Source organism: Dyadobacter sp. Leaf189 (assembly GCF_001424405.1).
Taxonomy (GTDB): domain Bacteria; phylum Bacteroidota; class Bacteroidia; order Cytophagales; family Spirosomataceae; genus Dyadobacter.
Window position 1 is genome coordinate 589,705 of the sequence record NZ_LMPS01000005.1, and the last position, 26,497, is coordinate 616,201.

The 26,497-nt window shown below is 49.5% G+C and carries 19 protein-coding genes; 18 read left to right on the forward strand and 1 reads right to left on the reverse strand.

The features are described 5' to 3' along the window. The 18 genes from ASG33_RS16885 (at position 1) to ASG33_RS16970 (ending at position 24,501) form a co-directional block, all read left to right on the forward strand. On the forward strand, positions 1–1,524 hold the full coding sequence (locus tag ASG33_RS16885; RefSeq protein ID WP_056287710.1) for a GMC family oxidoreductase: 1,524 nt from the start codon (positions 1–3) through the stop codon (positions 1,522–1,524). Between the two features lie 59 nt (positions 1,525–1,583). Continuing rightward, positions 1,584–2,009, forward strand: coding sequence for a hypothetical protein (locus tag ASG33_RS16890; protein ID WP_056287712.1), 426 nt, complete (start codon positions 1,584–1,586; stop codon positions 2,007–2,009). A gap of 33 nt (positions 2,010–2,042) precedes the next feature. Then, positions 2,043–2,435, forward strand: a complete 393-nt coding sequence (locus ASG33_RS16895; protein ID WP_056287714.1) for a nuclear transport factor 2 family protein — start codon at positions 2,043–2,045, stop codon at positions 2,433–2,435. A gap of 46 nt (positions 2,436–2,481) precedes the next feature. After that, entirely contained in the window at positions 2,482–2,814 is a 333-nt protein-coding gene (locus ASG33_RS16900) for a hypothetical protein (protein ID WP_056287716.1), read from the forward strand. A 62-nt stretch (positions 2,815–2,876) separates the two neighbouring features. Continuing rightward, entirely contained in the window at positions 2,877–3,446 is a 570-nt protein-coding gene (locus ASG33_RS16905) for a DJ-1/PfpI family protein (RefSeq protein WP_056287718.1), read from the forward strand. A 7-nt stretch (positions 3,447–3,453) separates the two neighbouring features. Further along, entirely contained in the window at positions 3,454–3,879 is a 426-nt protein-coding gene (locus ASG33_RS16910) for a VOC family protein (protein WP_056287720.1), read from the forward strand. Between the two features lie 127 nt (positions 3,880–4,006). Beyond that, positions 4,007–5,830 (forward strand): AGE family epimerase/isomerase, encoded by a 1,824-nt coding sequence (locus tag ASG33_RS16915; protein WP_200942796.1) that lies wholly within the window; start codon positions 4,007–4,009, stop codon positions 5,828–5,830. Positions 5,831–5,947: 117 nt separating this feature from the next. Continuing rightward, the gene (locus ASG33_RS16920) at positions 5,948–6,286 is read left to right on the forward strand and encodes an STAS domain-containing protein (RefSeq protein ID WP_056287723.1); all 339 of its coding nucleotides are present in this window, start codon (positions 5,948–5,950) and stop codon (positions 6,284–6,286) included. Between the two features lie 3 nt (positions 6,287–6,289). Beyond that, positions 6,290–8,410: a glycogen debranching protein GlgX gene (gene glgX, locus ASG33_RS16925; RefSeq protein WP_056287725.1), complete on the forward strand. Its 2,121-nt coding sequence runs from the start codon at positions 6,290–6,292 to the stop codon at positions 8,408–8,410. Between the two features lie 259 nt (positions 8,411–8,669). Continuing rightward, entirely contained in the window at positions 8,670–8,990 is a 321-nt protein-coding gene (locus ASG33_RS16930; protein ID WP_031528067.1) for an STAS domain-containing protein, read from the forward strand. Positions 8,991–9,001: 11 nt separating this feature from the next. Continuing rightward, positions 9,002–9,430: an ATP-binding protein gene (locus ASG33_RS16935; protein ID WP_056287728.1), complete on the forward strand. Its 429-nt coding sequence runs from the start codon at positions 9,002–9,004 to the stop codon at positions 9,428–9,430. Between the two features lie 2 nt (positions 9,431–9,432). Next, a complete protein-coding gene (locus tag ASG33_RS16940) occupies positions 9,433–12,600 on the forward strand; it encodes a WD40 repeat domain-containing protein (RefSeq protein WP_056287729.1) in 3,168 nt (1,055 codons plus the stop codon). 7 nt (positions 12,601–12,607) lie between these two features. Further along, entirely contained in the window at positions 12,608–15,232 is a 2,625-nt protein-coding gene (locus ASG33_RS16945) for a TonB-dependent siderophore receptor (RefSeq protein ID WP_056287731.1), read from the forward strand. Between the two features lie 40 nt (positions 15,233–15,272). Further along, positions 15,273–15,824 (forward strand): GNAT family N-acetyltransferase, encoded by a 552-nt coding sequence (locus ASG33_RS16950; protein WP_056287733.1) that lies wholly within the window; start codon positions 15,273–15,275, stop codon positions 15,822–15,824. Between the two features lies 1 nt (position 15,825). Further along, a complete protein-coding gene (locus ASG33_RS16955) occupies positions 15,826–18,669 on the forward strand; it encodes an MFS transporter (RefSeq protein WP_056287735.1) in 2,844 nt (947 codons plus the stop codon). 30 nt (positions 18,670–18,699) lie between these two features. Beyond that, positions 18,700–22,419, forward strand: coding sequence for an ATP-binding protein (locus ASG33_RS16960; RefSeq protein WP_056287737.1), 3,720 nt, complete (start codon positions 18,700–18,702; stop codon positions 22,417–22,419). Positions 22,420–22,457: 38 nt separating this feature from the next. Continuing rightward, positions 22,458–23,288: a sensor histidine kinase gene (locus tag ASG33_RS16965; protein ID WP_056287739.1), complete on the forward strand. Its 831-nt coding sequence runs from the start codon at positions 22,458–22,460 to the stop codon at positions 23,286–23,288. A gap of 31 nt (positions 23,289–23,319) precedes the next feature. Further along, complete coding sequence (locus tag ASG33_RS16970) at positions 23,320–24,501, forward strand: PP2C family protein-serine/threonine phosphatase (RefSeq protein WP_056287741.1); 1,182 nt, start codon at positions 23,320–23,322, stop codon at positions 24,499–24,501. A gap of 12 nt (positions 24,502–24,513) precedes the next feature. Here the strand turns inward: ASG33_RS16970 and ASG33_RS16975 are convergent, their stop codons facing one another. Beyond that, positions 24,514–26,328, reverse strand: a complete 1,815-nt coding sequence (locus ASG33_RS16975; RefSeq protein ID WP_056287743.1) for a glycosyltransferase — start codon at positions 26,326–26,328, stop codon at positions 24,514–24,516. Between the last annotated feature and the right edge of the window lie 169 nt (positions 26,329–26,497).

Consider the following 26,497-nt stretch of genomic DNA (forward strand, 5'->3'; position numbering starts at 1 on the left):
ATGTTGAATAATCAAGTTTACGATTACATCATTGTGGGAGCCGGCGCGTCCGGAAGTGTGTTGGCCAACAGGTTAAGTGCCGATCTGGCTAACAGGGTTTTGTTGATAGAGGCAGGCGGCAGTGATCAAAATCCCGCAATCAAAGAGCCGGCAGGCTTTGTTAGTCTCTGGGGTTCCGAAATGGACTGGAAACTGGAAACTACGCCGCAGCCTGGTCTGGGTGGTCGCAGTATTACCATCAATCAGGGTAAGGTGCTGGGCGGCAGTACATCGATCAATGCGATGATGTATGTGCGCGGTAATCCTGCCAACTTCGATCTCTGGGAGCAACTTGGCGCAGAAGGCTGGTCTTACAAGGATGTTTTACCGTTTTTCAAAAAATCGGAAAACTTCGAAAACGGCGCTTCTGAATACCATTCCACCGGCGGAGAGCTCAGCATCCGTGACTGTCCCGACGAAGTAATGCGCTCCACGCATTTCCTGGAAGGCGCAACGGAACTCGGCTACGACGGACCCTACTTGGATTACAATGGAGAGCGCCAGGAAAACGGTGCCGGCCTTTTGCAGTTCCATATCGACAAGAACAACCGCCGGGACAATGGCGCATCTGCTTTTCTGGATCCCATTCAATCAAGACCTAACCTGACTATCCTTACCAATGCGCTGGTCAGCAAAATTTTGATTGAACAAAAAAAAGCATTTGGGGTTGAGTTTGAAGCCGGAGCGCTTACCTGGAATGCACTTGCCGAAAAAGAAATCATTATCAGCAGCGGCGCACTAGCATCGCCCAAGCTGCTGCTGCTCTCGGGCATTGGTCCCGCCGCTGAACTGGAAGCGCTTCAAATCCCGGTGATCGCCGACTTACCTGGTGTAGGAAAGAATTTGCAGGACCATTTGCAGCTTCCAATGATTTTCCGGTCTAGGATACCAATGCCGAATACAACCTTACTGACGGGCAATGCCATTTTCCTGTGTACAAAAGAGGAGGGAGGGCAGGTCGATTTGCAAATCAACTTTACACCCAGCCTCCCGCAGCCACTCGCACCTTTGCTACCTGATTTCGGCGGACCAATTTGCATTTTCCTGCCAATCCTTGTACAAGCTGAGAGCAGGGGAGAAGTGACGCTGCGCTCTTCCAATATCCGGGACGCGGCAGTTGTTAATCCCAATTACCTGAGTGAGCCGGCCGACGTGCAGGTTCTTATTAAAGCAATTGAAATCGTCAGAAAAATAGCTGGTACCTCCAAGTTTGAACCGCTTAACGGAGGCGAGATGGTGCCCGGCAATGCAGATCCTGAAAGTTATATCCGCAGCCAGTGCTCCACATTGTGGCACCCGGCCGGTACCTGCAAAATCGGAAACGATGCAATGGCAGTGGTAGATCCGCAGCTGCGGGTACACGGGATACAGAACCTGCGCGTGGCAGATGCGTCGGTTATGCCCACAGTTACCAGCGGAAATACAGTAGCAGCATGCTTTATGATCGGTGAAAAAGCAGCCGAAATGATCCTCGCAGAACGCTGAACTACTCGAAAGGCAGCGCATTGATTTACAAAAAGACCCATAACCTCAATTCAAATACAATGTTGACACAAGAAGCGATTAAAGAACTGGCTATCGACTGGTACAAGAAACTGGACGTCCATGTTCCTATGGTGGAAGTATTGCCCCTGCTTGCAGATGCAGAGCTGGAAATGGTTTTTCCCGAAGCGACCGTGTACGGATATGCCGGCTTTGAAGGTTGGTTCCAGCGCGTAATCCGCATTTTCTTCGATGAAGTACATACTGTGAAAAGTGTCGAGTCGGAGATTTCGGGTGATAAGGCTACCGTGAAAGTAGTAGTGCAGTGGGAGGCAAGTGTATGGAATGCACCTGAGCCTTTCAGCAAACGCATTAAGTGCGATGCTTTCCAGACCTGGGAAGTGAAACTGAATGATGCAGGCAAAGTCATCATCAGCAAATACATCGTAGACGGACTCGAATACCACGAAGGTTCGGCTACACTTTAAAACGATCATTTATACCCTTATCCTTTTCACCTCATGAAGAACGTACCTGATACCAAGCTGGGTAAAATGTACAGAGCGCACATCCAGCACATTCTGGACAAGAATATCGATGCGCTTTTGGATCAATATACAGACGACGCGACGCTGATCAGCAGCTTCTCCAAATCACCGGTTATTTACAAAGGCCGCGATCAGGTGAACGAGCATATGCAGGGCATTCTGGGGATTGACGGTCTGGAAACTGAAATTGTTTTCTGGGCTGAGACCGAGAATCCTGAAACGCTGATGATCACCGAGCAGATCACCATGACAGTGGGCGGCGAAAAGAGCGAAATGCGTTTCGCAGATAGCTGGGTACTTGAAAATGGCAAGATAGCGATCCACTTCGCAGGAATGGTACAGCATCCGGACGGAACACTGGCCTGAAAAACCGATTGATTCAGAACATTATTCTCAACTATATCCTAAAACTATGAAAGCGTTTTATGACGAACAGGTAGCATTGCTGGCAGATCGCAATGCAGAAGTACTGGTTGACAAGCACTATGCAGCAGATGCAGAAATGGTGGTGCTCAGCGGACCAGAGCCCATTGTTGCCAAAGGAGCGGAAGCGATCAAGAACCTCTTCTCAGGTTATCTTGAATATGTGTACCGCGGCTTTATTTCAACCGAAAAATTTGCGACGACCGACGACAGTATCATGTTTGAAGCAACCATTGACACAGTCAACGGGCCAACCAGGATCTATGACGCGATGTTGCTGAAAGACGGAAAGATCATCAGACATTATTCGGGTCTTAAATAGCCTGGCGGATCTGGATTTTTCCAAATCTAAATTTTACGTAACTCCTCTAAACGTGTTTCTCTATGAAACTTGCCGGAAAAAAGATCGGTATTCTGTTCGAAGCCGACTTCTTTGAGAACGAAATCTTCTACTACAAGTTCAGGTTCCCCGAGGAAGGTGCAGAAGTGCATTTCCTTTCCAGGCTCTGGGGCCAGGACAAACTGACATTCCTGGGCCACGAGTACCGTGCTCCGGTGGATTGCTGGGAGACTTTCGAGAACATGAGCGATGAAGAGCTCAGGACTTATGATGCCATTATCGTTCCCTCGGGAATGGTTTCCGACAGACTGCGTTACACGGAGGATGTGGAGAAAATCCCGCCTGCTACTGAATTTCTGAAACGCGTATTCGCTGAGCCGGGTATCCTGAAAGGCATTATTTGCCACGGTCTCTGGCTGGTAGCTCCTGCTACCGAGCTCGTGAGAGGCAGAAAGCTGGTTTGCCACAACAACCTGATCGGCGACGCCAAAGCCTACGGCGCCATTTACACGAATGAAGACGTAGTCGTGGATGGTGACCTGATTACGGGACGGTCGGGCGGACATGCCCATTTATTTGCCAAAAAGATCATCGAAACCCTTTCTGCAAACTGATATCAGTATGGACACAACTTTTTTCCATTTGGCATTGACCGTCAAAAACCTGGCAAAGTTTGAAGCGTTCTACGCAAAGCATTTCGGTTTCAAACGTGCCAGAACGATCAGTCTGGGCGATGATGCTGAACTTGTTTTCCTGAAGAACGACAAGAACGTGTACCTCGAAATATTCCCGCCGGAAGAAGAGCGGCCGGTCGCTATGTCAGAAGCAGACGGTCCGCACTATCCGGGCCTGCGCCACATTGCATTCTCTGTGGAGGACATCGACGAAAAACTCAGGTTAATGGGTGATGATGCAGTAATCACACTCGGCCCGCTTCATTTTGACGAGGTAATCGAAGGCTGGAAGACAGTCTGGCTGAAAGATCCGGAAGGAAACATTATTGAGATTACCCAAGGGTACCGCGATCAAGAAGGCGTGGGCGCCTGACCCTTCGACCGCCCGGCGGCCCGGTGCGCTCAGGGTGACAAAACGCCTTGTCACCCTGAGCGGAGTCGAAGGGACGAGCGACCCGCATTTTACAAAGTTATCATAAGAACACCTTAACTATTTGAGCATGAATATAGATTTCACTTTTTCAGATACCATTGCAGGTTATATCACGGGATATAATGCAGAGGAACGGTGGTTCACGTTGGAAACTTCTGACAAAAGACCATTCAAGTTAAATCTGATCCCCTCCACTTATGCGCGCAGTGTTCAGAACCTGACAGAAGGCTGGCAGGATCCGGGCGACATTACTGCATTTCTTTCAACAAACGGACAGTATGTATTCGCTTACGGAACATTCTATCCGAATGCAGGTGAAAACGAAGCTGCATTTGAAGCACAGCAGCTGATCTTCCCTGGAAAAGAACCTAAGGTTTACCGCCACGAAGAGCAGAACTGGTGGATCACCCAGATCAGCTCCATTGCTTCCAGCTATCTGAAATGGCAGTTCGACTACCCTAAGGAGGAGATCAACTACAAGAACTACCGCACCATGCTGCATTTGGGAGGTTCTAAAAAAGGAGATTACCTGCAGGAGACCGATACGATTTCACGGATGGTGTACGGATTCGCATCAGCTTACCTTCTGACAGGAAAAGACGAATTCCTCGAAGGTGCAGAGCTGGGTACCGAATACCTGCGTGACCACATGCGCTTCTTCGATCAGGACGATGATCTCGTATACTGGTACCACGGCTTGAAAGTGGAAGGTCAGAAGGAGACGAAATTGCTTACTTCCGAGTTCGGTGACGATCTGGACGCGCTTCCAATGTACGAGCAGATCTACGCATTGGCAGGACCAACACAAACTTACCGCATTACGGGTGACCAGCGCATCCGCGATGATATCGACAAGACCATTGATCTTTTCGAAAAATACTTCAAAGACCACAATGGGGAAGGTTATTTCTCTCACTTGCACCCGATCACACTGGATGCGCATGAAGAATCGCTCGCGCACAACCGGGCGCGCAAAAACTGGAACTCGGTAGGAGACCACGCGCCTGCGTACCTGATCAACCTGTACCTGGCAACAGGCGAGAAAAAGCATGCAGACTTTCTGGAATATACTTTTGATACTATTACAAAGTATTTCCCGGATTACGAGAATAGCCCGTTCGTTCAGGAGAAGTTCTTCGAAGACTGGAGTAAAGACCAGACCTGGGGATGGCAGCAAAACCGTGCGGTAGTAGGTCACAACCTCAAAATTGCATGGAACCTGATGCGTCAGCAGTCTTTGACACCAAAAGATGAGTACGTAGACTTCGCCAAGAAGATCGCTTCCCTGATGCCGGAAGCAGGATCAGATCAGCAGCGCGGCGGCTGGTACGATGTGGTGGAAAGAGTGAAAAAAACCGGCGGAAAGCACCAGTTTGTGTGGCACGACCGTAAAGCGTGGTGGCAGCAGGAGCAGGCGATCCTTGCTTACCTGATCATGTACGGGGTTCTGGGAGACGAAGAATATGAAAAACAAGCACGCGAAGCAGCTGCATTCTACAATGCATTCTTCCTTGATAATGACGATGGCGGTGTTTACTTCAACGTGCTTTCGAATGGAATGCCTTACCTGCTGGGTACAGAGCGTTTCAAGGGAAGCCACTCAATGAGCGCTTACCACAGTACGGAACTATGCTATCTGTCAGCGGTTTACATTAACCTGTTGATCACAAAACAGCCTACGTACTTCTACTTCAAGCCTTATCCAAACGGCTGGCCGGACAATATCCTCCGCGTTTCACCGGATATCCTTCCTGAGGGCAGCATTTACATCAGCGAAGTGTTTATCAATGATCAGCCTTACGATAACTTCGATGCACAGGCATTGACGGTGACACTTCCGGAAACAGAGGAGCGTCTGCGGGTGAAAGTACAAATCAGTCCTAGTAAGTAAATGGGTATCGGCTTTCGGCTATCGGCTTTCAGACATCGGCTTTTTTGAGAATAAAAGACTTTGATTACTGATTAACGACTGCCGAAAGCCGACAGCCAAAACTAACCGCTGCAAACTATGAAAGTAACTATTACCGAACAGGACGATATTACGGTACTACAGGTAACGGGTGATATTGACAGCAAGACCGCTCCCGAGTTTGAGAGAAACGCACGTGCGGCGACTGATTCAAGTAAAAAGATCGCCATTGACCTGACGGAAGTCGGATTTATGTCGAGTGCAGGGCTGCGTGTGCTGCTGATGGTGTACAGAAACATCCGCGCCCAGAACGGGAATGTGGTACTGGTCGGTGTTTCCGAGGATATCCAGGACGTGATGTCGACTACCGGTTTTATCAACTTTTTCACGATCGTTGAAACGGTGGACGAAGCGCTTGTCATTCTTAAACAAGACTAAGCTATGGCAACAGATATCAGGATCGACTATTACCCGACCCATGAGCAGCAGGGCATTAAATTCCGGAGGGGACACGTGCTTCCTTTCGGAGCTACCATGGTGCCCAACGGGATCAATTTCAGCATCTATTCCAGTGAAGCAATCGATTGTACACTGGTTTTGTTTGAAAGAGGTGAAGCGCAGCCTTTCGCGGAGATCCGTTTTCCGGAAGAGTTCCGCACAGGTAACGTGTATTCCATGATCGTTTTTGATCTGGATTACGAGCGGCTTGAATACGGTTACAGAATGGACGGTCCGTTCAAACCCGAGGAAGGTCACCGTTTTGACAAAAACATTATACTCAGCGATCCTTACGCGAAAGCGATCGCGGGTCGTGATACCTGGCTGGCTACACCCAATTGGGACAACATTTATCCGTATCGTTCCAGGCTTGTTTTTGAGGATTTCGACTGGGAAAATGACCACCCGCTCGAAACGCCCATTGAGGACCTGGTAATTTATGAAATGCACGTGCGCGGGTTTACCCAGCACCCTTCATCAAATGTCAAAAATCCGGGAACATTCGCCGCGATCCGCAGTAAAATAGCCTATCTCAAAGAGTTGGGTATCAACTGTGTGGAGCTGATGCCGATTTATGAGTTTGACGAATGGGAAAACAGCCGTGAGAACCCGGCAACCGGCGGTTTGATCGTCAATTTCTGGGGTTATAGTACTGTCAACTTCTTTTCTCCCAAAGCAGGTTATGCTGCTACCGGGAAGTTTGGAATGCAGGTGGATGAGCTGAAAACGCTGGTCAAAGAGCTGCACAAGAACGGTATCGAGGTCATGCTCGACGTGGTTTTTAACCACACAGCTGAAGGCGATCACCGGGGACACACGATTTCGTTCCGAGGAATCGACAACAAAACGTACTACATGCTTACCCCGGAAGGTTATTACTTCAACTTCTCCGGAACCGGGAATACATTGAACTGTAACAATCCCGTGGTGCGCAACATGGTACTCGACTGTTTGCGCTACTGGGCTGCTGACTACCACATTGACGGCTTCCGTTTTGACCTCGCCGCCATTCTCGGCCGCGACCAAAACGGCGCGCCGCTAAGCAACCCGCCATTGCTCGAATCACTCGCTTACGATCCGATCCTTGCCAAATGCAAGCTCGTGGCCGAAGCCTGGGATGCAGGCGGTTTGTACCAGGTAGGGTCATTCCCGGCATACGGTCGCTGGGCTGAATGGAATGGTAAATACCGCGACGGCGTACGCAAATTCCTCAAAGGGGATGAAGGTATGATCGGCGATATTGCCCAGAGCATTCAGGGCTGGCCGGACCTGTACTACTACCGCGGCCCAACAGCAAGTATCAATTTCATCGCCTGCCACGACGGCTTCACGCTTTACGATCTTTTCGCCTATAACGAAAAGCACAACGAAGCCAATGGAGAAAATAACAACGACGGCGGCAACGACAACCATTCATGGAATTGCGGCGTAGAAGGTGAAACGGATGATCCGAACATCAATCAGCTCCGCCACAAACAGATCAAGAATGCATTATCGATCCTGATGGTAAGTCAGGGCGTACCGATGATTTTGTCAGGCGACGAAATGGGCGTTACCAAAAACGGGAACAACAATACCTACTGTCACGACAACGAACTGAACTGGGTAGACTGGGGCTTGTTGGAAAAGAATGCGGATTTGTTTAATTTTTCAAAACACATCATGCACTTCCGGAGAGCGCACCCTGTACTACGCAGCCGGACGCACTTCCAGCACCGCGACTACGTAGGAAGCGGCTATCCTGATATCAGTTTCCACGGTACACAAGCCTGGCATGCAGACTTCTCTGCATCAAGCCGCTGCCTTGCATTCATGCTCGACGGCGCGCACGCCAAAGGTGGTACTATCGTAGACGATACCATTTACGTTGCACTTAATTCCTATTGGGACGCGCTTTATTACGAGCTCCCGCAACTGCCAAACGGCCGCAGCTGGTACCTCTCCGTAAACACCGACATGCCCTCAGGCCAGGACATTTACGAAATAGGCAAAGAGCCAAAGCTAGACGATCAGGGAAGATTCCTGGTAGGTGGCAGGGCGACGGTGATTTTGGTTGGGAAGTGATAACATTTTGTCACCATGAGCGAAGTCCCTTTTGTCACCCTGAGCGGACCGGGCCGCCGGGCGGTCGAAGGGAAGAGCGGGTCCATTACAACACCAGCGTCCCCACCCTTGTCACCCTGAGCGTACCGGGCCGCCGGGCAGTCAAAGGGAGGAGCGACAATGCCTTCCGGTAGTGCCCTTCGACTGCGCTCAGGGTGACAAAGTCCGGAACATTACACGACATTCACATAGTTTAACAAAATTTTAAAACATCAAAAAAATGGCATTTCAAATAGAATCAGTTATTGAAGATCAGGTTGCGAGGTTGACTTTGCATGGCGAGCTGGATTCGCTTTCGGCGCGTGTATTTCAAACTGAAATAGAGAAAATTGCTAACCAGCCTATTGATTCACTCGTGCTCGATATGGAAGAGCTCGACTTTATGTCGTCTGCGGGCTTGCGCGTGTTGATTTACTCCAAACAAAAGATCGGTCCGAAACTGGCTATCTACATCGTCAAACCACAGGAGCTGATTGTAGATACCCTGACAAAAACAGGTCTGCAGCACAGCGTGACAATTGTTGATCAATATCCAGTTTAACAACCGAAAAAATGGAGTCGAAAAGTTTTCCCGGCAATGTGGATTCGCTGGATTCATTACGGGGATATGTAGGTGAGCTTGCGGAAAAAGCGGGGCTGGCTAAAAAGCCGACTTACGCCCTCAAACTGGCAATCGATGAAATCGCGACCAACATCATCCTGTATGGATACCAGAATGCAGGGTTGGAAGCAGACTTTGATGTGCTGAGCGAGATAACCGAAAGTAAGCTGATCGTGATCCTCGAAGATATTGCCGCGCCTTTCGATCCGCTGGCCAAAGAGCTGCCCGGTTCCGACGATCTTACCAAATCCTTGGAGGAGCGCGAAATCGGCGGCCTGGGTATTTTCCTCACAATCAATGGAGTGGATGATTTTTCCTATGAGTATGTGAATGGAAAGAACCGAAATAAGTTTGTTATGAATATAGGTGCAACCGAGTAAGTATGGTTGATAAGTCTACGCTCACGAATCCATTTCCCGGTTTAAGAAGTTACGACTATGAAGATCACGCGCTGTTCTTCGGAAGGGATTCGCATATCCGTGAGCTGACAGGTAAATTGCTGGATGGGCGGTTTCTTGCATTAATCGGTTCATCGGGCAGCGGTAAGTCTTCGCTGATCAAGGCGGGCCTTATTCCCTCCCTGGAAGGTCAGGCGGGTGGCTCGCTTTGGAAAGTTGTAATTTTCAGACCGGGCGGTAATCCGGTCAGGAGCTTTGCGCTTGCTTTGAAAGCTGCCATGCGCACCGAAGATCCTGAATGGGACGAACGGGACCCTGCGCAGCTTGAAAAAGAGTTTTCCAAAAATCCGCAATCAGCACTTAACCTGCTTTCGACCATTCGCGATCGCAGGATTTTGCTGGTTATAGACCAGTTTGAGGAGCTTTTCAGGTACGAGCTTGCCGATGAGGACACCGGCAAAAGCAGTACTGCCGCATTTGTTCAATTGCTGCTGGCTTTGATAAACCAGCGGCAATTGCCTATTCACGCCGTGATCACCATGCGTTCGGACTACCTCGATCACTGCACGGAGTTTAACGGGTTGACAGAAGTAATCAACAGGGGCTATTACCTGTTGCCGAAAATGAACCCTGCCGAGTTGCAGCAGGTGATTGAAGGTCCGGTGAGTGCTTTTGGCGCAACCATCGAGCCCGAACTAGTAGCCACTCTGCTGCGGGAACTTGCCGAAAATCCCGACTACCTGCCCATTCTGCAGCATGCGCTGATGCGCACCTGGGAGCGCTGGCGTAGTACCAAAGCCAATGCAGTACCCGTGTCGCGCTCGGATTATGAGGCGATCGGGACGATGCAGCAGTCCATTACCATGCACGCGGAAGAAATTTTCACCCAGCAACTGGATGAAAAACGACGGATCGCGGCAGCAAAACTTTTCAAATCGCTGATCGTGCTCGGGCCGAGTGACACTTCGTCCCTGCACCCGACCGCGTTAAAAGAAATTATCCAGATCACCGGGATACCCGACTACCTGCTCATTGATGTGATCATGGTTTTTAGGAAAAACGGCGTCTCGTTCCTGACCCCGAAACCGGGTGTTAAAATTGATCACGATTCCATTATCGACGTTTCCGTAGAGAAGATCCTGACCTTCTGGGACAGGTGCCGGAAGTGGATTGAGGAGGAACTGGAATCTGCCAAACTATACAAACAACTGAGTTATTCAGCCCTTCTCTACCAGGAAGGGCGTACTGGGTTATGGGTGAACCCGGAGCTGGCAATGGGATTGAAATGGCTGAAAGAAAGCGAGCCTACACTGGAATGGGCGCAGCGGTATGATCCGTTTTTTGAGCGCGCCATTAATTTTCTCGATTATAGTAAAAAGCAATATGAGCTTGAAGTAAGGCTCAAAGAAGACCGTCAGAAAAGGGAACTGCGGAAGGCGCGGGTATTTGCCTCGGTACTGGGGATCAGCTCGCTGGTTTCCCTGTTGTTCCTGATCGTGGCATTGGTACTCCGGACGCAGGCGCAGCAAAGTGAGAAAACGGCACTGGAAAAGGAAAGTCTGGCACTGGAAGAAAGAAAAAGAGCCGAAGACCAAACTCGCGAAGCCATTTCCCAAAAGAAAATCGCAGAGCAGCAAGGTACATTTGCCGAACTTCAGAAAGCATTGACAGAGGAGCAAAAGTCGATTGCAGTAAGAGAGCAGGAGAAGGCAGTAAAGGAAAGTATTGCAGCCAAAGCAGCCCGCCAAGTGGCTGAGGAACAGAAGGTACAGGCGGATAATGCGCGACGTGCGGCAGTTCAGTCACAAAAAGAAACCGAAGTACAAAAGGAATATGCAGTAACTGCACAACAAGAATCGGAGCGCCAGAAAGTACTGGCGCAGCGCGCGCAAAAGGAAGCTGAAACTTCACGTAACGACGCATTGAAACAGCGCTCGAAAGCAGTTGCGCGGTTTATTGCCATTCAGTCTTTCCAAATGCCGGCCGGCGACGATCTGGCTGCATTGCTGGCATTGAAAGCTTATGATTTTAATTTGAAAAATGGCGGTGAACGTGAAAACCCGGACATTTTTAATGCATTGTCCAAAGCAGCGGGAGCGAAGGCTACGCTGATCGGGCACAATGATATTGTGCGGGTAGTGGCCGAGTCGCGGCCCGGAAACCCGACTTTTGCAAGTGCGGGCGACGATGGCGTTGTCAATCTCTGGAACTACCTCGTACCTGCCACCAGGCCCGTCACATTCCGGAACCCGCGGCAGACTTTCAAGAGTATCCGCTCTCTCTATCTCACTCCCGACGGTAAAGCCGCATTTACAGGTTCATCAAACGGGCAGCTTGTCCGATGGGATAATTTTGCACCCGGCAGCGCACCTACAAAAACACTGGTGGCGCACGACGGGATCATTCTTTCATTGATAAACAGGGAAGTGAACAGCAAGCCCCGCCTGATTTCTACCAGCTCCTCGGGACAGGTGAGAATATGGGATATCAGTGACAAAAAGCTGGATATCATCAAAAACATCAGTCTGGGTGCGGAGATTTCCTGCGTGGCTGCATTGCCAGGCAGTCCGTACCTGTTTTTCGGTACGGGAACCGGTAAGATCATGCGACTGGACCTGGATAAGGCCGATGCAAAACCCACGGAATACAATACCGGCAATATGCGCGGCAGGCTGATTTCAATGGCACTGTCGCCCGACGGTAAGCAGCTGTATTTCGGGACAAGTACGGGAATGCTTTATAATGCAAGAATGCAGGGAGACGAACCTGTGCCCAATTCGATTTCGGGAACGCAGGGAACGCACACTTCCGGGATCACCAAAATTGCATTTACCCCTGACGGAAGCCGCATTGCAACGGCCTGCTATGACTGGAAGATCCGGATCTGGAGCACGAGGGAAGATCTTTCGAAGCAGCAACCGGTGGTACTGAACGATTTCGATTACTGGGTGATGGATATCCGATTTACCGGCGACGGGAATAAGTTACTGGCAACCGGTGCTGACAAAACGGTCCGGGTATGGGATATCAATTCCGCGGACCTGTTTGCCGAGGTTTCCAGGAAAGTGAAAAGGGATTTGACAGAAGAAGAATGGGACCAATACATCGGCAAGGATATTCCTTACGAAAAGCTTTCCCGAAATATCAGATAGGCACGCGATGAAGCAATTTTTACTACTCATTTTTACCGGCTTACTGGCACTTACCCAAAGTGCATTCGCGCAAGGGGACTGCGACGCTTCGGTGATCGTTCCGGAGGCCGACAGGAAGTACAGGACCGGCAATTTCGATGAGGTATTTCAGATATTGAACCCTTGTCTTAAAACAAAGTTCTCGCCCAATGCGCAGGTGCAGGGCTACAAGATCATTGCATTGACTTACCTGGCGCTCGACTCGCTTCCCCAGGCGGCACAGGCTGTACGCAACCTGCTGATCGCCAATCAGAACTATGAACCTGAGTTCTCGGCCTTGCCACAGTTCAAAGACCTGGTGGCGCAGCAGAAAGACCTGATGGACCGCATTATCCAGATTACGTCGGTTTCCAAAAAAGCGGAAAACCTGTTGCAGGTACCTGCAACCGTAACAGTTTTGACGCAGTCTGACATTATCAAAAGAGGTTACAAGGACCTGACCCAGATGCTGAGCGACATTCCGGGCTTTGATGTGATACGGGGCAATGGGCCTTCTTATGTCACATTTTATCAGCGCGGGTACCGCTCCACTTCCAACGACCGCACGATTTTGCTGGTGGACGGCGTAGAAGAAAACGACCTGAATTCAGACAATATCCCCATTTCACGTCAGTATGCATTGTCGGATATTGAGCGGGTGGAAGTCATTTACGGACCGGCTTCGACCATGTACGGTGCCAATGCATTTATGGGGGTAATAAACCTAATCACAAAGCGGTATCTGGACAGGGAAATGCCGGAAGGCAAGAAAGTGGACGTTTCGGTCACCGGCCAGTTGCGGTACGGGTCTTTAAACACAAAGCTTGTAGATGGTGTGGTGACCATGCGCACCAAGGACGTGGCAGTTTCTGTTACGTCGCGTTATTTTTCTTCCAATGAGCTGGATTACAGTAAGTACCGTGAATGGGATTATTCGCCGAGGACAGTGGACAGTTATCCCGGTCAGCAAAATTTATCAGGCGCTGCCGCGCAGATCTACTATAATAATAACAAGCTATCGACCCTTTTCCCGAACAGCGACTTGTACCAGGTGGGAACCGATGCAGCTGGCGCGGTGAACGCATTGAGCCTGACGTCGGCTGGTAAGGCAAAAGCGGCTGCACTGGACAATCAGTATCTTTTTCAAGCCAATGTGAATGGGAATCCGGTTGAGTTCAATGATGATTCTCGTAATTTCTACCTGCGGGCAAAGATCGAGTTCAAGGATTTCATGCTGTCGCTTTTGACGTGGAAAACAGACGAAGGTGCTACTCCCTGGTACACCAACCGCTCCCGTATTGTTACCAAAGACCTTTCAAGGTGGGTAGCTAACAACAAGGCATTTTCATTGACTTATAACAAATACCTGTCTGACAAAGTCCAGATCCTGAACCTGACTTCCTACCGTCTTCATGAACTGAATGGCGCGACGAACCTGCCGACTTACCGCGGGTATTTCAATGGAAGCTATGGGATTATTGACCTTTTGAACGAAAGAAAACCTACTTACGCGACGCCATACTGGTACCGTGTTTCCAACCAGCTCAGGAACGAGTTCCGTGTGCTTTGGACACCGCTGCCTAAGTTGGATATCAACAGCGGTATTGAAATCAGGAACAGCATTATTCAGGCCAACTACATTACCTCGCAGGTGGAGGGTGCCGACGAATTTGGCAGGCCCGATTCGACACTGGCCGGCGGCGATAATTTCCGAGTGTTTGATATGGGCGTATTCAGTCAGGGGACTTATAACTGGTCCGATCACCTGAAAATGGTACTTGCCGGCAGGCTGGATTATAACCAGATCCGATCGAATGGCGGTTACGGTTTTGTATTCAATCCGCGGCTGAGCCTTATCTATTCGCGGGGCATGTTTGTGTTCAAAGGGATTTATGCAGAAGCATTTAAAGACGCGTCTTATCTTCAAAAATACGCAACAAGCCGCGAGCGCTTGCTCAACAACCCGACGCTGCAGCCCGAGCGCGTGAAGAATGTGGAAGGTAGTGTGGCAGTCCGGTTCAGCAAAGCGCTTTCAGCAAACATCGCAGGTTACATTGCCAATTACAGCAATGCGGTGGGGTTAGCAACTGCTCAGGCGCCTGGCGGAGGAAGTACTACCCAGTTCCAGGCATTAGGCAAGCAGCGCATTATCGGCCTGCAATCGGAGGCGCGTTATGATGTAAAAAGCCTGAATATCTGGGGCAATTTCACATACAGCAACCCGCGCGATCTCAGCAAGGTGGAAGGTCAGAAAATCCCGGTCAGCGATGTGGCGCCCTGGTCGGCCAACCTTGGCGCAGTGTACGAGCCCGTTAAAAACCTGAGCATCAGCATTACCAACAATTACATCAGCGCGCGGAAATCAGGCGCGGGTACTTCGGGCAGCAGCAACCCGATCACCCGTTTTCCGGCGATATACCTGCTCAATTCCGCAATTACTTACCAGAATATCCTGAACCATCTCAGCTTGCAGGTACAGATATCCAATGTGTTGAACACCGAATATTTTGTGCCTGGCATTCGTGCGGCGGAAGGGGTAACCTCTGCGTCGCGGTATCCCCAGGAACGCAGGACTTTTTCTATTGGCTTGCTGATCGATACAAACCGAAAATGATACTCAACAAATGAATGCAATAGTAAACGCTCCTCTTTTAATGAATACAAGGTTTGAAATCAAAAACTCAGAATTCCTGCTCACGAAGCTGGACTACCCTGAGCGGCTGGATGAAATGGGCGCATTGCGCGTGCTCGCCTGGAAAGATGAAAAAGGGATCAGTCAGGATTTTTTCTCGCATAAAGCCTGGCTTGATGACGACGACCTGCGTGCACACCATTGGATTATTACGCACGAAAAAACAATCGTTGCGGCCGCCCGGTTGAGTTTTCACAAAGATTATAGTTCGGTACCCCATGCAAATCTGTTCGATGAAGCGCTGCTCGGCGATTATGCGCAGGGTCCATTTGCTTCGCTGAACAGGCTGGTAGTTGCGCCGGGATACCGTGGCAATGGGTTTTCTTCCATTCTCGATGAAACGCGGATTGAATTTGCCAGGGCGCAAGGCGCGCGGGCGATCATTGCACAACCCGTCGAGTCGCGCATTAAACCGCTGGAAGATCTTGGATTTATATACCTGGGCAAAATCAAGCCCCTTTTTCAGATGCCGGAGCGGCAGATTTATTTCATGATCAAAGAACTGGTTCATTAATTTGAAAAGACTGGCGGACATATCGCTGATGCTCAACGTCAGAAAAGGGGAGGGCAACCTGGTCACCTTACTGATGGCTTACTCTTTCTTCATGGGAGGGGCTACTGCCTTGTTTTACACGGTAGTAGCCTCCTCATTCCTGATCAGCTTCGACCGGCTCATGCTGCCGCAGGTGTACATTGTCGGCGGCGTCTTTACTTACCTGCTCGGTCTGGGTGTGACGCGGCTACAAAAGTTAATGGCATTTGACAAGCTGGCCGAGAGAATGCTGTTTTTCCTGATCAGTTCGATTGTCGTTTTTCTGGTTACATACCATTTAACCGGCAGCAGGTGGGTTTTCTTTGTACTCTTCATCTGGAACCGCGTTTTTGTACTTGTGAATGGGGTTACTTTCTGGGCGGTTGTTGTGAAGCTGTTTAATTTGCAACAGTCCAAAAGACTTTCGTCGCTGATTAACACAGGCGATGTATTTTCCTCAGTGATCATGTACCTGGCGGTGCCTGGCCTGGTTAAGATCATTCCTACGGACTCACTGCTCGTCGTAGCCGTCGCATTCCTGATCGTTTGCAGTTTTTTACTCAGGAAAATCCATCAGAAATACGTAACCAATGCAAGCACAAAACCTGCCGAGACAAGTACCGTCGAAAAGGCGGGCGAGGCGGCGGTAGACCCGTCTTATTACCGCAATATCTTCCTGCTTGCATTGCTGCCAGTCTTTGCGCTGTTCTATGTGGAGTACATCTTTTTCACAGAATCCCGGGCAATTTTCACGGATAAAGGTTCACTTGCCAGCTTTCTCGGGGTGTTTTTCGGTATATCTTCTATTCTCGAATTTTTTATAAAAACCTTCCTTTATAACCGCCTGATCAGCAAGTTCGGTTTGAAGCTGGGTATTTTGATATTGCCCGCGAGCCTGGTTTTCAGCTTTGCCGTTTCCGTGATCTACGGTCTCGGCTACGATACTGCCGGGATATTTTTCGCCTGTGTGGCTTTGTCAAGATTTTTCATGAGCGCCATTCGGAAAGCGATCAGCGAGCCGGCTTACCAGTCATTGTACCAGCCCATTCCTGCCAAATTCAGGCTCAATATCCAGGGCAGGATCGAAGGAAGGGCCAAGGCAATCGGCGGACTGGCGGCGGGGATATTGCTGCTGATACTGGTCAATTTCGCCAATCTGAGTGCGTTGCAGCTTTCCATAATATTCCTGATCGTCGCAATCGGTTGGGCAGTGGCTTCATTCACGGGCCAGAATGCTTACAAGAAAGCAGTGCGTGACAAAGCTTTCGTATTCCCGACGCGTTCAAAGCGCACAGCCGAATACAAACCTGAGCTACAGGAAGTGGAAAAGCCATTTGATCTGCTGATCAGGCAAGTTTTTTCCAGAGATGAAAAGGAGCGGATTGAAGCGGCTGTCGGGTTCGGCGGGTCTAATCGTTTTTTGTCTTATAAATACCTGATCCCACTGTTGGAGGACCCAAGTCCTGCTGTTCGCAAGGCGGCTATTTACACGGCGGGCGAGTTACGCAGGCCTGAGTTGTGGCCCTATCTGATGGAGCAAATGGAGATAGACAGGTACTATTCCGTTGCATTCACGGCACTGGCCAAATCGGGCACGCCGCTTTTGAAATACATTGAAAAGACTTTTCTGAGCAATAACGACAACCGGTACCGGCAGCTTCACCTGATCAAGCTGGTGGAAGAATTTGGCAATGCCGAGGCTTTGCGGTTTTTGAGGAGAAATCTTGAAAGTCCTAACCGGTTTGTGAAAGATAAGGTACTCGACTCGCTCCGCAACCTGCATTATGTATGTAATACCACCGAGCGGACATACCTGCTGAACGAGCTCGATGAGCATTTGAAAACATTCACCTGGCTGCTCGCCGCGCAAACTGATCTTGACCAGGATTATGACGCGTCTTCGCAAATGATGCACAACCTGGAACGTGAGAAGCAGCGCATTATTTTCAAGGCATTTACGGTGCTGGAAGTGGTATTTGGTTCAAGATTTCACGCCATTACTTTGCTGAGAGGCGAGCAGGCTACCGACGCCCGAGACTATCTCACGGAGATTTCCGATTTAATGCTGCCGGAGAATGTAAAGAACAAGGTGCTGCCTTATCTGGACAGCGACTCTCGCGAAGAGATGTTCCGCAGGTATAACGAGATTTTCCCGCAGGCGCAGCTCACCGTCGAAGAGCGTTTGAAGGACGTGATCAACAAGGATTATACACGCATTTCAAGGTGGACAAAGGCGGTTGCGATTAAAGAACTGAAACATTTTCCTGCCGGAAATGTGACGGATATACTGGTCTCCAATGCGGTTTCACATTCCAAGGTAATCTCTGAAACTGCTTTCTACGTGCTCAGGATCGTTAATCCGCCCCGGTTTCGCTCGGTGATGCATGTGATGACACGGGACAATGACCAGTTTCATTTACAGATTATGAAGCCGCTTGAATGGCTGGCTACGGAAGAAGATCTGCTGATCTGCAAGCTGCGCCGCTTGCGGGATACGCCGGGCCTGGAAAAGCTTCTCAATGGAGAATTGCAGAAGATACTGCTCAATTCGGAGTATTTTAAAGAAGATGAAGGGGAGGTGATCGATTTACGGAAACATACCAGTCGGCCGGACTTGTCGGTGCTGGTTACTTACGGAAAGCTGCTCTTCTCGAAAGCCGGGGTGATCGGTGCAGGTGAGATCAGGAGCGTGGACGAGCTGAAAGCACTGGGCGTGGCAATGATCCCTAATGTGTTGGAGGAGACGGAGTTTTACATTGTGGAAGATTATCTGTTAAAAGATTTGAACATTAGACATCACGTGGCACCGGAAACAGTAACAGCATAACGGAGGCAACGGATTAGCATTAATAAGTACATGGACCGAAGGTTTGATCAGATGAAGAATTTATGGCTTGGATTTTGGCTGGTTTGCCTGAGTGCTGTGTCAGTGCTGGCGCAGGGCGGAAGCGCGGCTATGCGGGAGACAGGCCGGCCGATGTTCGGCTTTTACCAATCTTCCGAATACCACGCACACGACCAGAACTTCGGCATTACGCAGGATAGTACCGGGATGATGTATTTTGCCAATTTCGCCGGCGTGCTGGAATTTGACGGCGTTTCCTGGAACACCATTCAAACTGAAAATGTGACGCGGGTATCTGCCCTGAAAACCGACAGAAGGGGCCGCGTGCTCGTGGGTGCCAATGGAGAATTCGGGTACCTCGCTTATGACAGTCTGGGTGTGCACCGCTTTGTGAGCCTTTCTGCGAAACTGAAAGATAAGCCCGGCCAGATCATACAGATACTGCCTGCAAAAGCCGGCGCCTGGTTCATTTCCGATCAGACCAACTTTTTTTGGGACGGCAGGAATGTGAAAGCTTATAAACACGGGCTGTCCATTCAATCCGCATTTGCGTTTGGAGAGGGTGCCGTGATTTACGCCAAAAACAAGGGTTTTCTGTTATTGAATGAAGGTAAAGTTTCAGGGGTGACGATCGCGCCCGACGTACCTGCATTGCTGGATCTGGTTGCGGTTGTCCCGCTTACCGCAAATTCGGCGATGCTGCTCACCACCAGTCAGGGCGCCTATCTTCTGGAAGGTAACCGCATTGAAAACATCGCCGGAAACGCCAACCCGGTTTTGATCAGCAACAAAGCCACCACCGCGGTGAAGATGGAAGACGGCAAGATCGCGATCAGTATGGCGGCAAACGGAATGCTGATCGTTAACCCGGACGGGACAATCGCATATCCGGTTTATGCTTACGGAGATATCGAAGACAGTCAGGTTACTGCTATGTTCAGCGACCGCGAGCACAATCTCTGGCTTGCATTGAACAACGGAATTGCACGTTTCGATCTGCCTTCTCCCATATCTGTTTTCGACGGTAACTCAGGATTAAAAGGCTCCGTGACTGCGGTAACGCGCTTTGATAACAAGCTGATCGTAGGAACATTGAATGGGCTCCACACCATTGAAAATAACAGGGTTACACATTTTACTCCATTTCCGGGAAGCTGCCTGGGGTTCAGTGAGGCGGGCGGGTATTTGTACATTGCCTCAAATAAAGGGTTGTTTCAGCTGAGTAAAACCGGCGCGCTGACGACGTTATCCAATGATTTTTCGCTGACTATAACTGCTTCCCAGGATGGTACCAGACTTTTTGTAGGCTTGCAGGATGGACTGGCTGTTTACAAAAAGTCGGGCAGCGGCTGGCAAAAGGAAAGGATCAAGTCGGTTGCTGAACAGATTACCGGCATTACTGAATTTCCGGCCGGTACATTCTGGCTAGAAACGCTTTCGAACGGGATCTTCAAATTTGACTACGCGACGGGCTCGGCACGTAAGTTCTCCGCCACGCAGGGTATCAGCAGCCCGCTTTACAATAAGCTGGCCGTTTTTGGAGACCGGCTGATTGTTACCAACAAGGATGGGCTTTTTGAATACCAGTCCAATGCAGACCGCTTTGTGCGCGCCGGCTGGCTCTCCGAAAAAGCCTGGTTTGATCGGGTGCAGGGCGACGGTGCAGGCAATATCTGGACCACGCGCGGAGACAAGAAGTCAGTAACTTTTTTCAGGAAAAAGGGACAAAGCAATGCATTTGAGCTGATCGAAAAACCTTTTCTGCCCATTGCCGCTATCCCGTTCCAGGTGATTTATCCCGATAACAATGGGGTAGCCTGGCTGGGTGGTGACCAGGGATTGTACCGGCTCGATATGCGCCTGAGTGAACAGCATCTTCTCAACTATCCCGTGCTGATCAGAAATGTAAGTACGCCAGACGGCGACCTGCCCATTGCCCGCGACGCGGATCGGGACAGGCTAAGCCTCGACCACAAGCAGAACAGCCTCATTTTTGAATTTGCATTGCCCAGCTTCCAGAGTAACCAGGAAGTATCTTACCAGTACCTGCTCGAAAACTATGACAAAGGCTGGTCAGAATGGAGCACCATTGCGCGGAAGGAATACAGCGGGCTGCCTTCGGGAAGCTACGTTTTCAAGGTACGGGCGCGGGATATTTATGGTAACATCTCCAAAGAGGCTGCATTTCCCTTATTTATACAAACACCCTGGTTCAGGCAATGGTACATGATCGCGCTTTACGCCATCGTATTTGCGGTCATGATTTACTATGTCGTGCGCTGGCGCCTGCGGGCCATAATCCGTGAAAAGCAGGAACTGGAAAACCTGATCCGCGAACGCACGGAGGAAGTGGTGAGCCAGAAAGAAGAACTCGAACACCAGTCCGAGGAACTGTCTGCGACGAATGATCAGCTGGAAAGGATTGATGAATTTGTGAAGTCGATCAATGGAGAAGTAAATACCGGAAAGTTATTCCAGCTGGTACTCGACAGACTTTGTGAGTTCCAGAATGTGGACGGCGCTTCTGCATTGATATACAATAAAGCCACTGACTGTTACCAGTTTATCGCATTGGCCGGCGTGATTGAGCGTGCCGATGTGGAAGATGTACAGCTTTCCGCAGCCGAGGCAGAACAACGCTACGTAGCCGGTGCAGACGAGGTTTACGAGGATATATTTTTGAAAAACAATTTCAGGCACCAGAATACAAACCGGTCGGTGAGTGAGGTATTCTCACCCAAATCACTGATCAGTATCCTGATCCGGGTGGATGGGGATGTTAAAAGTTACATTACCCTCGAAAATATGGATCGCGAAAACGCATTCGGCGAGCGCGACTTTAATATGGTCAAGAACCTGAAAGAGCATTTGATCGGGGCTTATATCAAAACCAACATTCTTGAAGATCTCGAAAACACACTTTCAAACCTGAAATCCACACAGGAAGAGTTGATCCGGCAGGAGCGCCTGGCTTCTGTGGGTAGTCTTACAAAGGGTATTGTGGACCGAATTCTCAATCCATTGAATTACATCAACAACTTCTCGCAGTCGTCGGGCAAGCTGTTGAAAGAAATTACGGAAGTGACTGATAAACATCAGGATACTTTATCGGAAGATGAAAAAGATGACCTGGAAAGCGGCTTTGAAATGCTGCAAAAAAACCTGGAAAAGATATACGAGCACGGAAACAGTACCACGCGCATTGTGAAGGATATGCAGAAGCTGCTCAAAGGGAAATCAACGGAGTTCTTTGAAACAGATCTTAATCCTTTTCTGGAATCGAAGTCGAAATCAGCGATCCAGGAAGTGCTGGCGGAATATAAGGACGCGAAGATCAAGCTGGTTTTTGCATTGGATGCGGAGCCGGTGCGCGTCAGTCTGCTGCCTTACGAATTTGCACAGGTACTCACCAACCTGATCAGCAATGCGTGTTATGCGGTCATTGAAAAGACAAAGTTCGACAAGGTATTTGAACCCGAAATCCGCATTTCGACAAGGCGCGCAGACGGAGCTATTTCGATTTTCGTGAGGGATAATGGAAAGGGTATCCCTTTGAAAGAAACAGAACAGCTTTTTAATCCATTCTTCACCACCAAACCTACTTCAAAAGGCACCGGGCTCGGACTTTACATGAGCAAGGATATCATAGAATTTCACAAGGGCAGAATGTCGGTAACTTCAAAGGAAGGGGATTTTACTGAGATTGAAATTTCTCTTCCCATTGTCAAATAACCCGCAGACAGTTACCCGTACTACTAATAGACACGAATATGGAGCCCGCAATTACTGATAAGGACATCGCGATTTATCAGCAGAAAATAATCGAACTCAACCGGCTAGCCGAGATCGGACAGCTGAGTGCAGGTATTTTACATGAGATCAAGAATCCCGTAAGCTTCGTAAACAATTTCTCGCGCCTGTCCAACGGGCTGATCGACGAAATGCGTGAGCTGGTAGGCAAGCCGCTGAACGAGCTGAGTGAGGACGATGTGGCGGACGAGCGGGAGTTGTTGGAAACTTTATCTAAAAACCTGGTGAAGATCAACGAGAACGGGAAGCGAATTGAGCGGATTATCCAGGGTATGCTCGCACAGGCGCGTTCCGAGGGTGCTGTTTTCGAAAAGACCGACCTGAACCAGCTGCTCGAAGAGTATAGCAAGCTGGCTTATCAGAGCGTGCGTGCAGAGGACAGGGAATTTAATGTGACACTGAACTATGTGCTTGATCCTGCGGTAGGGAATGTCAGCATCTCGCGTGGGGAGTTCGGGCGCGTGATCGTGAACCTGGTCAATAATGCCTGCTACGCCATTAATGAAAAGCGTAAACAACAGGTGGCGGGGTTTGATCCTGTGATTTCCATTTCCACGCGGCGGATTGACAATGAAGTAGAGATACTGCTGTGCGACAACGGGATAGGTATTCCCGAGGAAATTGTAGCCAAACTCTTTCAGCCTTTTTTTACTACAAAGCCGCAGGGAAAAGGGACGGGACTGGGATTATCGCTTACTTACACCAGCATTGTGGATACGCATAAAGGGACGATCAGTGTGACTTCGGTTCCGGGAGAAAAAACAGAATTCAAAATACTCATTCCTGCCTAAACGGGATTTTTACCAAAACAAACATTAAAAAATGGCCATCAGGATATTAAGTGTGGACGACGAGCAAGACATGGAAATGCTCATTCTTCAACTGTTCAGAAAGCAGATCAGAGACAAGAAATATGAATTCGTATTTGCAAACAACGGGATTGAGGCACTTCAAAAACTTGAAGAAACAGAGGATATTACCCTGATCCTGTCCGATATCAACATGCCGGGAATGGACGGGCTGACCTTTCTTTCCAAAATCAATGAAAAGCAGAACCCGCTTTTAAAGGCGATTATGGTGTCGGCTTACGGGGATATGGACAACATCCGCACGGCGATGAACCGCGGCGCATTTGATTTCGTAACCAAGCCGGTGAATTTTGAGGATCTTGAAATTACCATTTCAAAAACTGTAGAGCACATTGAAATGCTGGCCAATTTCGAGAAAGGCCGCGAACAGCTGATTGCGATCCAGAATGACCTGAGTGTGGCGCGTGAGATACAGCTGTCGATGCTTCCCAAAACGGTACCTGCCAACATCGGCAAGGCGGGCGTGGACCTGCATGCATTTATCCACCCGGCGAAAGCGGTGGGCGGCGATTTGTATGATTATTTCATGATGGACTCCGAGCACCTGTTCTTTATGATCGGTGACGTTTCGGATAAGGGAGTGCCGGCTGCGTTGTTTATGGCGATCTGTAAAGCGATCTTCAAAAGCCAGTTTTCAAACAGGAACGACGACAGTATTTGTGAAAAGGTGAAGATCGTAAACCAGTTTCTAAGTGAAGATAACTCGACTTATATGTTCGTTACTGCATTTGTGTGCATTATGAATGTAAAAACGGGAGTTGTTGAATATGTGGACGCCGGCCACGAGCCTCCGATCATCATCCGGGCAGACGGTACTACCGAGCTCGTTCCCAAACTGGGTGGAATGGCGCTCTGCTTTGATCCGTCGTTTGAGTACGAATCGCATTCATTCACACTGAACAAGGGAGATAAGTTTGTACTTTATACAGATGGAGTAACCGACGCCAACAACCTCGCAGGCGCGCGTTACGGTATGCATTACCTGCAGGATTTCTTTACGACGGGCGAAGGTTCGACCAAAACTTCGGCGCGGGAGATGAACGAGGCTACATTGGAAAGCCTGGTCGAATTTATCGGCGCGGCCAATCAGTTCGATGATATCACCATGCTGTCGCTCAGGTACCTGACCAACTGATCGCATTGATTATCAATATAAATCCCCTGCCGGCTGGTGACGCATGAGCGCCAGCCGGTACACATCGCGGTAGTAGCGCATCAGCTCTGTCCAGCAAACGGTATCTACCACCGTTTTCGGCAGGGTAACCCTCGGCACATAATGTTCCCGCTCAAACGTGTCGGCAAAATCCAGTAACATATTCGCGAGTGTTTCCACTGCTTCATCGTCGGAATGATAGCGGCGGTACAGCATTTTGATCCCGTCTTCGCTCTCAGGCGGTATGACAGTTTGAATGTACCTGCCAAAGCCAGACAGATCGCTGGTAATCACCGGTGTACCTTGCAATGCAGCCTCCATCGCGGTATATCCCCAGGGTTCGTACAGCGACGGGAAAATCCCCAAATGGCAGCCTCTCACAAATTCCTGGTAATCCATTGAAAATACCGAGGTGGCGCGCTCGATGTAATCAGGGTGATAAAATACTTTCACTTTATTCTCCTCGCGGTTGTCCAGCTGGTGGGCAGAGAGGAAATTGGAAATTTCGTCAGGCTCGTTGAGCAAGTGTGTAACGACAGGAGGTAAGCCGTCGCGCCTGAACTGCGCCTTAGCCTCACGCCACGTGACGTGCAGATCTTCGTCGATCAGCGTGTTCAGGTTTGGCAACGCGGCATTTTGCTTGTTGATGACATTGGAGTACAAGTCAGGGCCAAGCTGCTTACTGATCCTTTTGCATATTTTCTGTAAGTCCTGAAAACGCTGACGCGATTCGAGTATGTCAGGTCTGATGTTTGAAAAAGGCTGTTTTGAAATAACAAAAAACACAATGGAGATATCGGTATCCTGGCTTGCCAGCATTTCGTTTAGTCTGGCAATTGCCCGTAATGTGATGTCAAAACCTTTGTTATAAAATTCATATCTGCCTGACGTAAAGAAGTAGAGCGTGTTATCTGTTTTGAATGGGTAACTCGGCGTGATCAGCGCTTTGACAGTGGAGTCAATTTTCTGTCTGTTTTGGAGATGCAGCTCAAATACCTCGTGGCCACCCTCCGGTTTCCTGTGAATTCCGTTCCTGATAATGTACTCAGGCTTTCTTGATAAAAACAGCTCGCATTCCCATGCGGTAACTTCGCTGTTTGTAACCAGCACGTGAGCGGATTGTGCTGCGCAGCGTTCCAGTGCTACGCGCGGCAGGATCCCGTACTCTCTTGACTTTTGCTGCCAGTCGTAGTACGGCATGTGATGAAAATACGGCTCTTCGTTGGCAGCGAGGTACCTGCCCAGCAATGTAGCATGCGCATTGAAAACAGTTGCAATCCTGATTTTTTCGTAGTCGAAGTCGGCGAGGCAGGATGCTGACATCCATTCGTGAAAATGGGCGATCACGTCCTGGTCCGCGTCGAGCTTTTCTACCAGCTTTTTCAATAGTATCCTGGCTACTTCGCCGAAGCCAAGTACCAGATCGCGCAGTTCGTCAGTTTCGAGAGAAGATATTTCAAATCGCTGCCAGAAACGTCCTTTAACCTCATTTAAAACATTCCTGCTGACGACCGGATTAATCAGCAGCACTTTGGGACGGGCTTCGTCGAGCAGCCAGTAACCGTAGTGGACTTCAAACCCAAGCGAGCGCACAAATGCAACTGCTTCCGCCAGGGCAGGCTGGTCGATTTCCTGCAAAGGCCGGAAGTGGCTTTCGGCCATTTCCGCAAAATACGGTCCGATCAGCATATAACGATCGTCGTAAGTATCGACCATCGTCGGGATTTTCGACTTGATATAGGTGAAAATACCGCCTGCCTGATTGCAGACTTCCCATGAAATTTCAAACAGAAATGTTTCCGGTCTCAAAGCTGAAGGAGAGTTTTCGTTGAGGAATCACCTGCCTGCGCAGGATAATTCGAATAAAAATAATTACTCAGCAAAGTCAATGCCAGACTGATTGTGCTAACCGGAAAAAATGAGGGGCCAAACCGAAAAAAGTGCCTCTGAGGCGATTATCGGCGTGAAATGCACTGTA

What these genes read in the sequence shown, in the direction of transcription:
- ASG33_RS16900 (WP_056287716.1), top strand. Translation starts at nt 2,482, where the DNA reads ATGAAAGCGTTTTATGACGAACAGGTAGCATTGCTGGCAGATCGCAAT.
- ASG33_RS16910 (WP_056287720.1), top strand. Translation starts at nt 3,454, where the DNA reads ATGGACACAACTTTTTTCCATTTGGCATTGACCGTCAAAAACCTGGCA.
- ASG33_RS16930 (WP_031528067.1), top strand. Translation starts at nt 8,670, where the DNA reads ATGGCATTTCAAATAGAATCAGTTATTGAAGATCAGGTTGCGAGGTTG.
- ASG33_RS16935 (WP_056287728.1), top strand. Translation starts at nt 9,002, where the DNA reads ATGGAGTCGAAAAGTTTTCCCGGCAATGTGGATTCGCTGGATTCATTA.
- ASG33_RS16905 (WP_056287718.1), top strand. Translation starts at nt 2,877, where the DNA reads ATGAAACTTGCCGGAAAAAAGATCGGTATTCTGTTCGAAGCCGACTTC.
- ASG33_RS16890 (WP_056287712.1), top strand. Translation starts at nt 1,584, where the DNA reads ATGTTGACACAAGAAGCGATTAAAGAACTGGCTATCGACTGGTACAAG.
- ASG33_RS16945 (WP_056287731.1), top strand. Translation starts at nt 12,608, where the DNA reads ATGAAGCAATTTTTACTACTCATTTTTACCGGCTTACTGGCACTTACC.
- ASG33_RS16915 (WP_200942796.1), top strand. Translation starts at nt 4,007, where the DNA reads ATGAATATAGATTTCACTTTTTCAGATACCATTGCAGGTTATATCACG.
- ASG33_RS16940 (WP_056287729.1), top strand. Translation starts at nt 9,433, where the DNA reads ATGGTTGATAAGTCTACGCTCACGAATCCATTTCCCGGTTTAAGAAGT.
- ASG33_RS16965 (WP_056287739.1), top strand. Translation starts at nt 22,458, where the DNA reads ATGGAGCCCGCAATTACTGATAAGGACATCGCGATTTATCAGCAGAAA.
- ASG33_RS16950 (WP_056287733.1), top strand. Translation starts at nt 15,273, where the DNA reads ATGAATACAAGGTTTGAAATCAAAAACTCAGAATTCCTGCTCACGAAG.
- ASG33_RS16960 (WP_056287737.1), top strand. Translation starts at nt 18,700, where the DNA reads ATGGACCGAAGGTTTGATCAGATGAAGAATTTATGGCTTGGATTTTGG.
- ASG33_RS16895 (WP_056287714.1), top strand. Translation starts at nt 2,043, where the DNA reads ATGAAGAACGTACCTGATACCAAGCTGGGTAAAATGTACAGAGCGCAC.
- glgX (WP_056287725.1), top strand. Translation starts at nt 6,290, where the DNA reads ATGGCAACAGATATCAGGATCGACTATTACCCGACCCATGAGCAGCAG.
- ASG33_RS16920 (WP_056287723.1), top strand. Translation starts at nt 5,948, where the DNA reads ATGAAAGTAACTATTACCGAACAGGACGATATTACGGTACTACAGGTA.
- ASG33_RS16885 (WP_056287710.1), top strand. Translation starts at nt 1, where the DNA reads ATGTTGAATAATCAAGTTTACGATTACATCATTGTGGGAGCCGGCGCG.
- ASG33_RS16970 (WP_056287741.1), top strand. Translation starts at nt 23,320, where the DNA reads ATGGCCATCAGGATATTAAGTGTGGACGACGAGCAAGACATGGAAATG.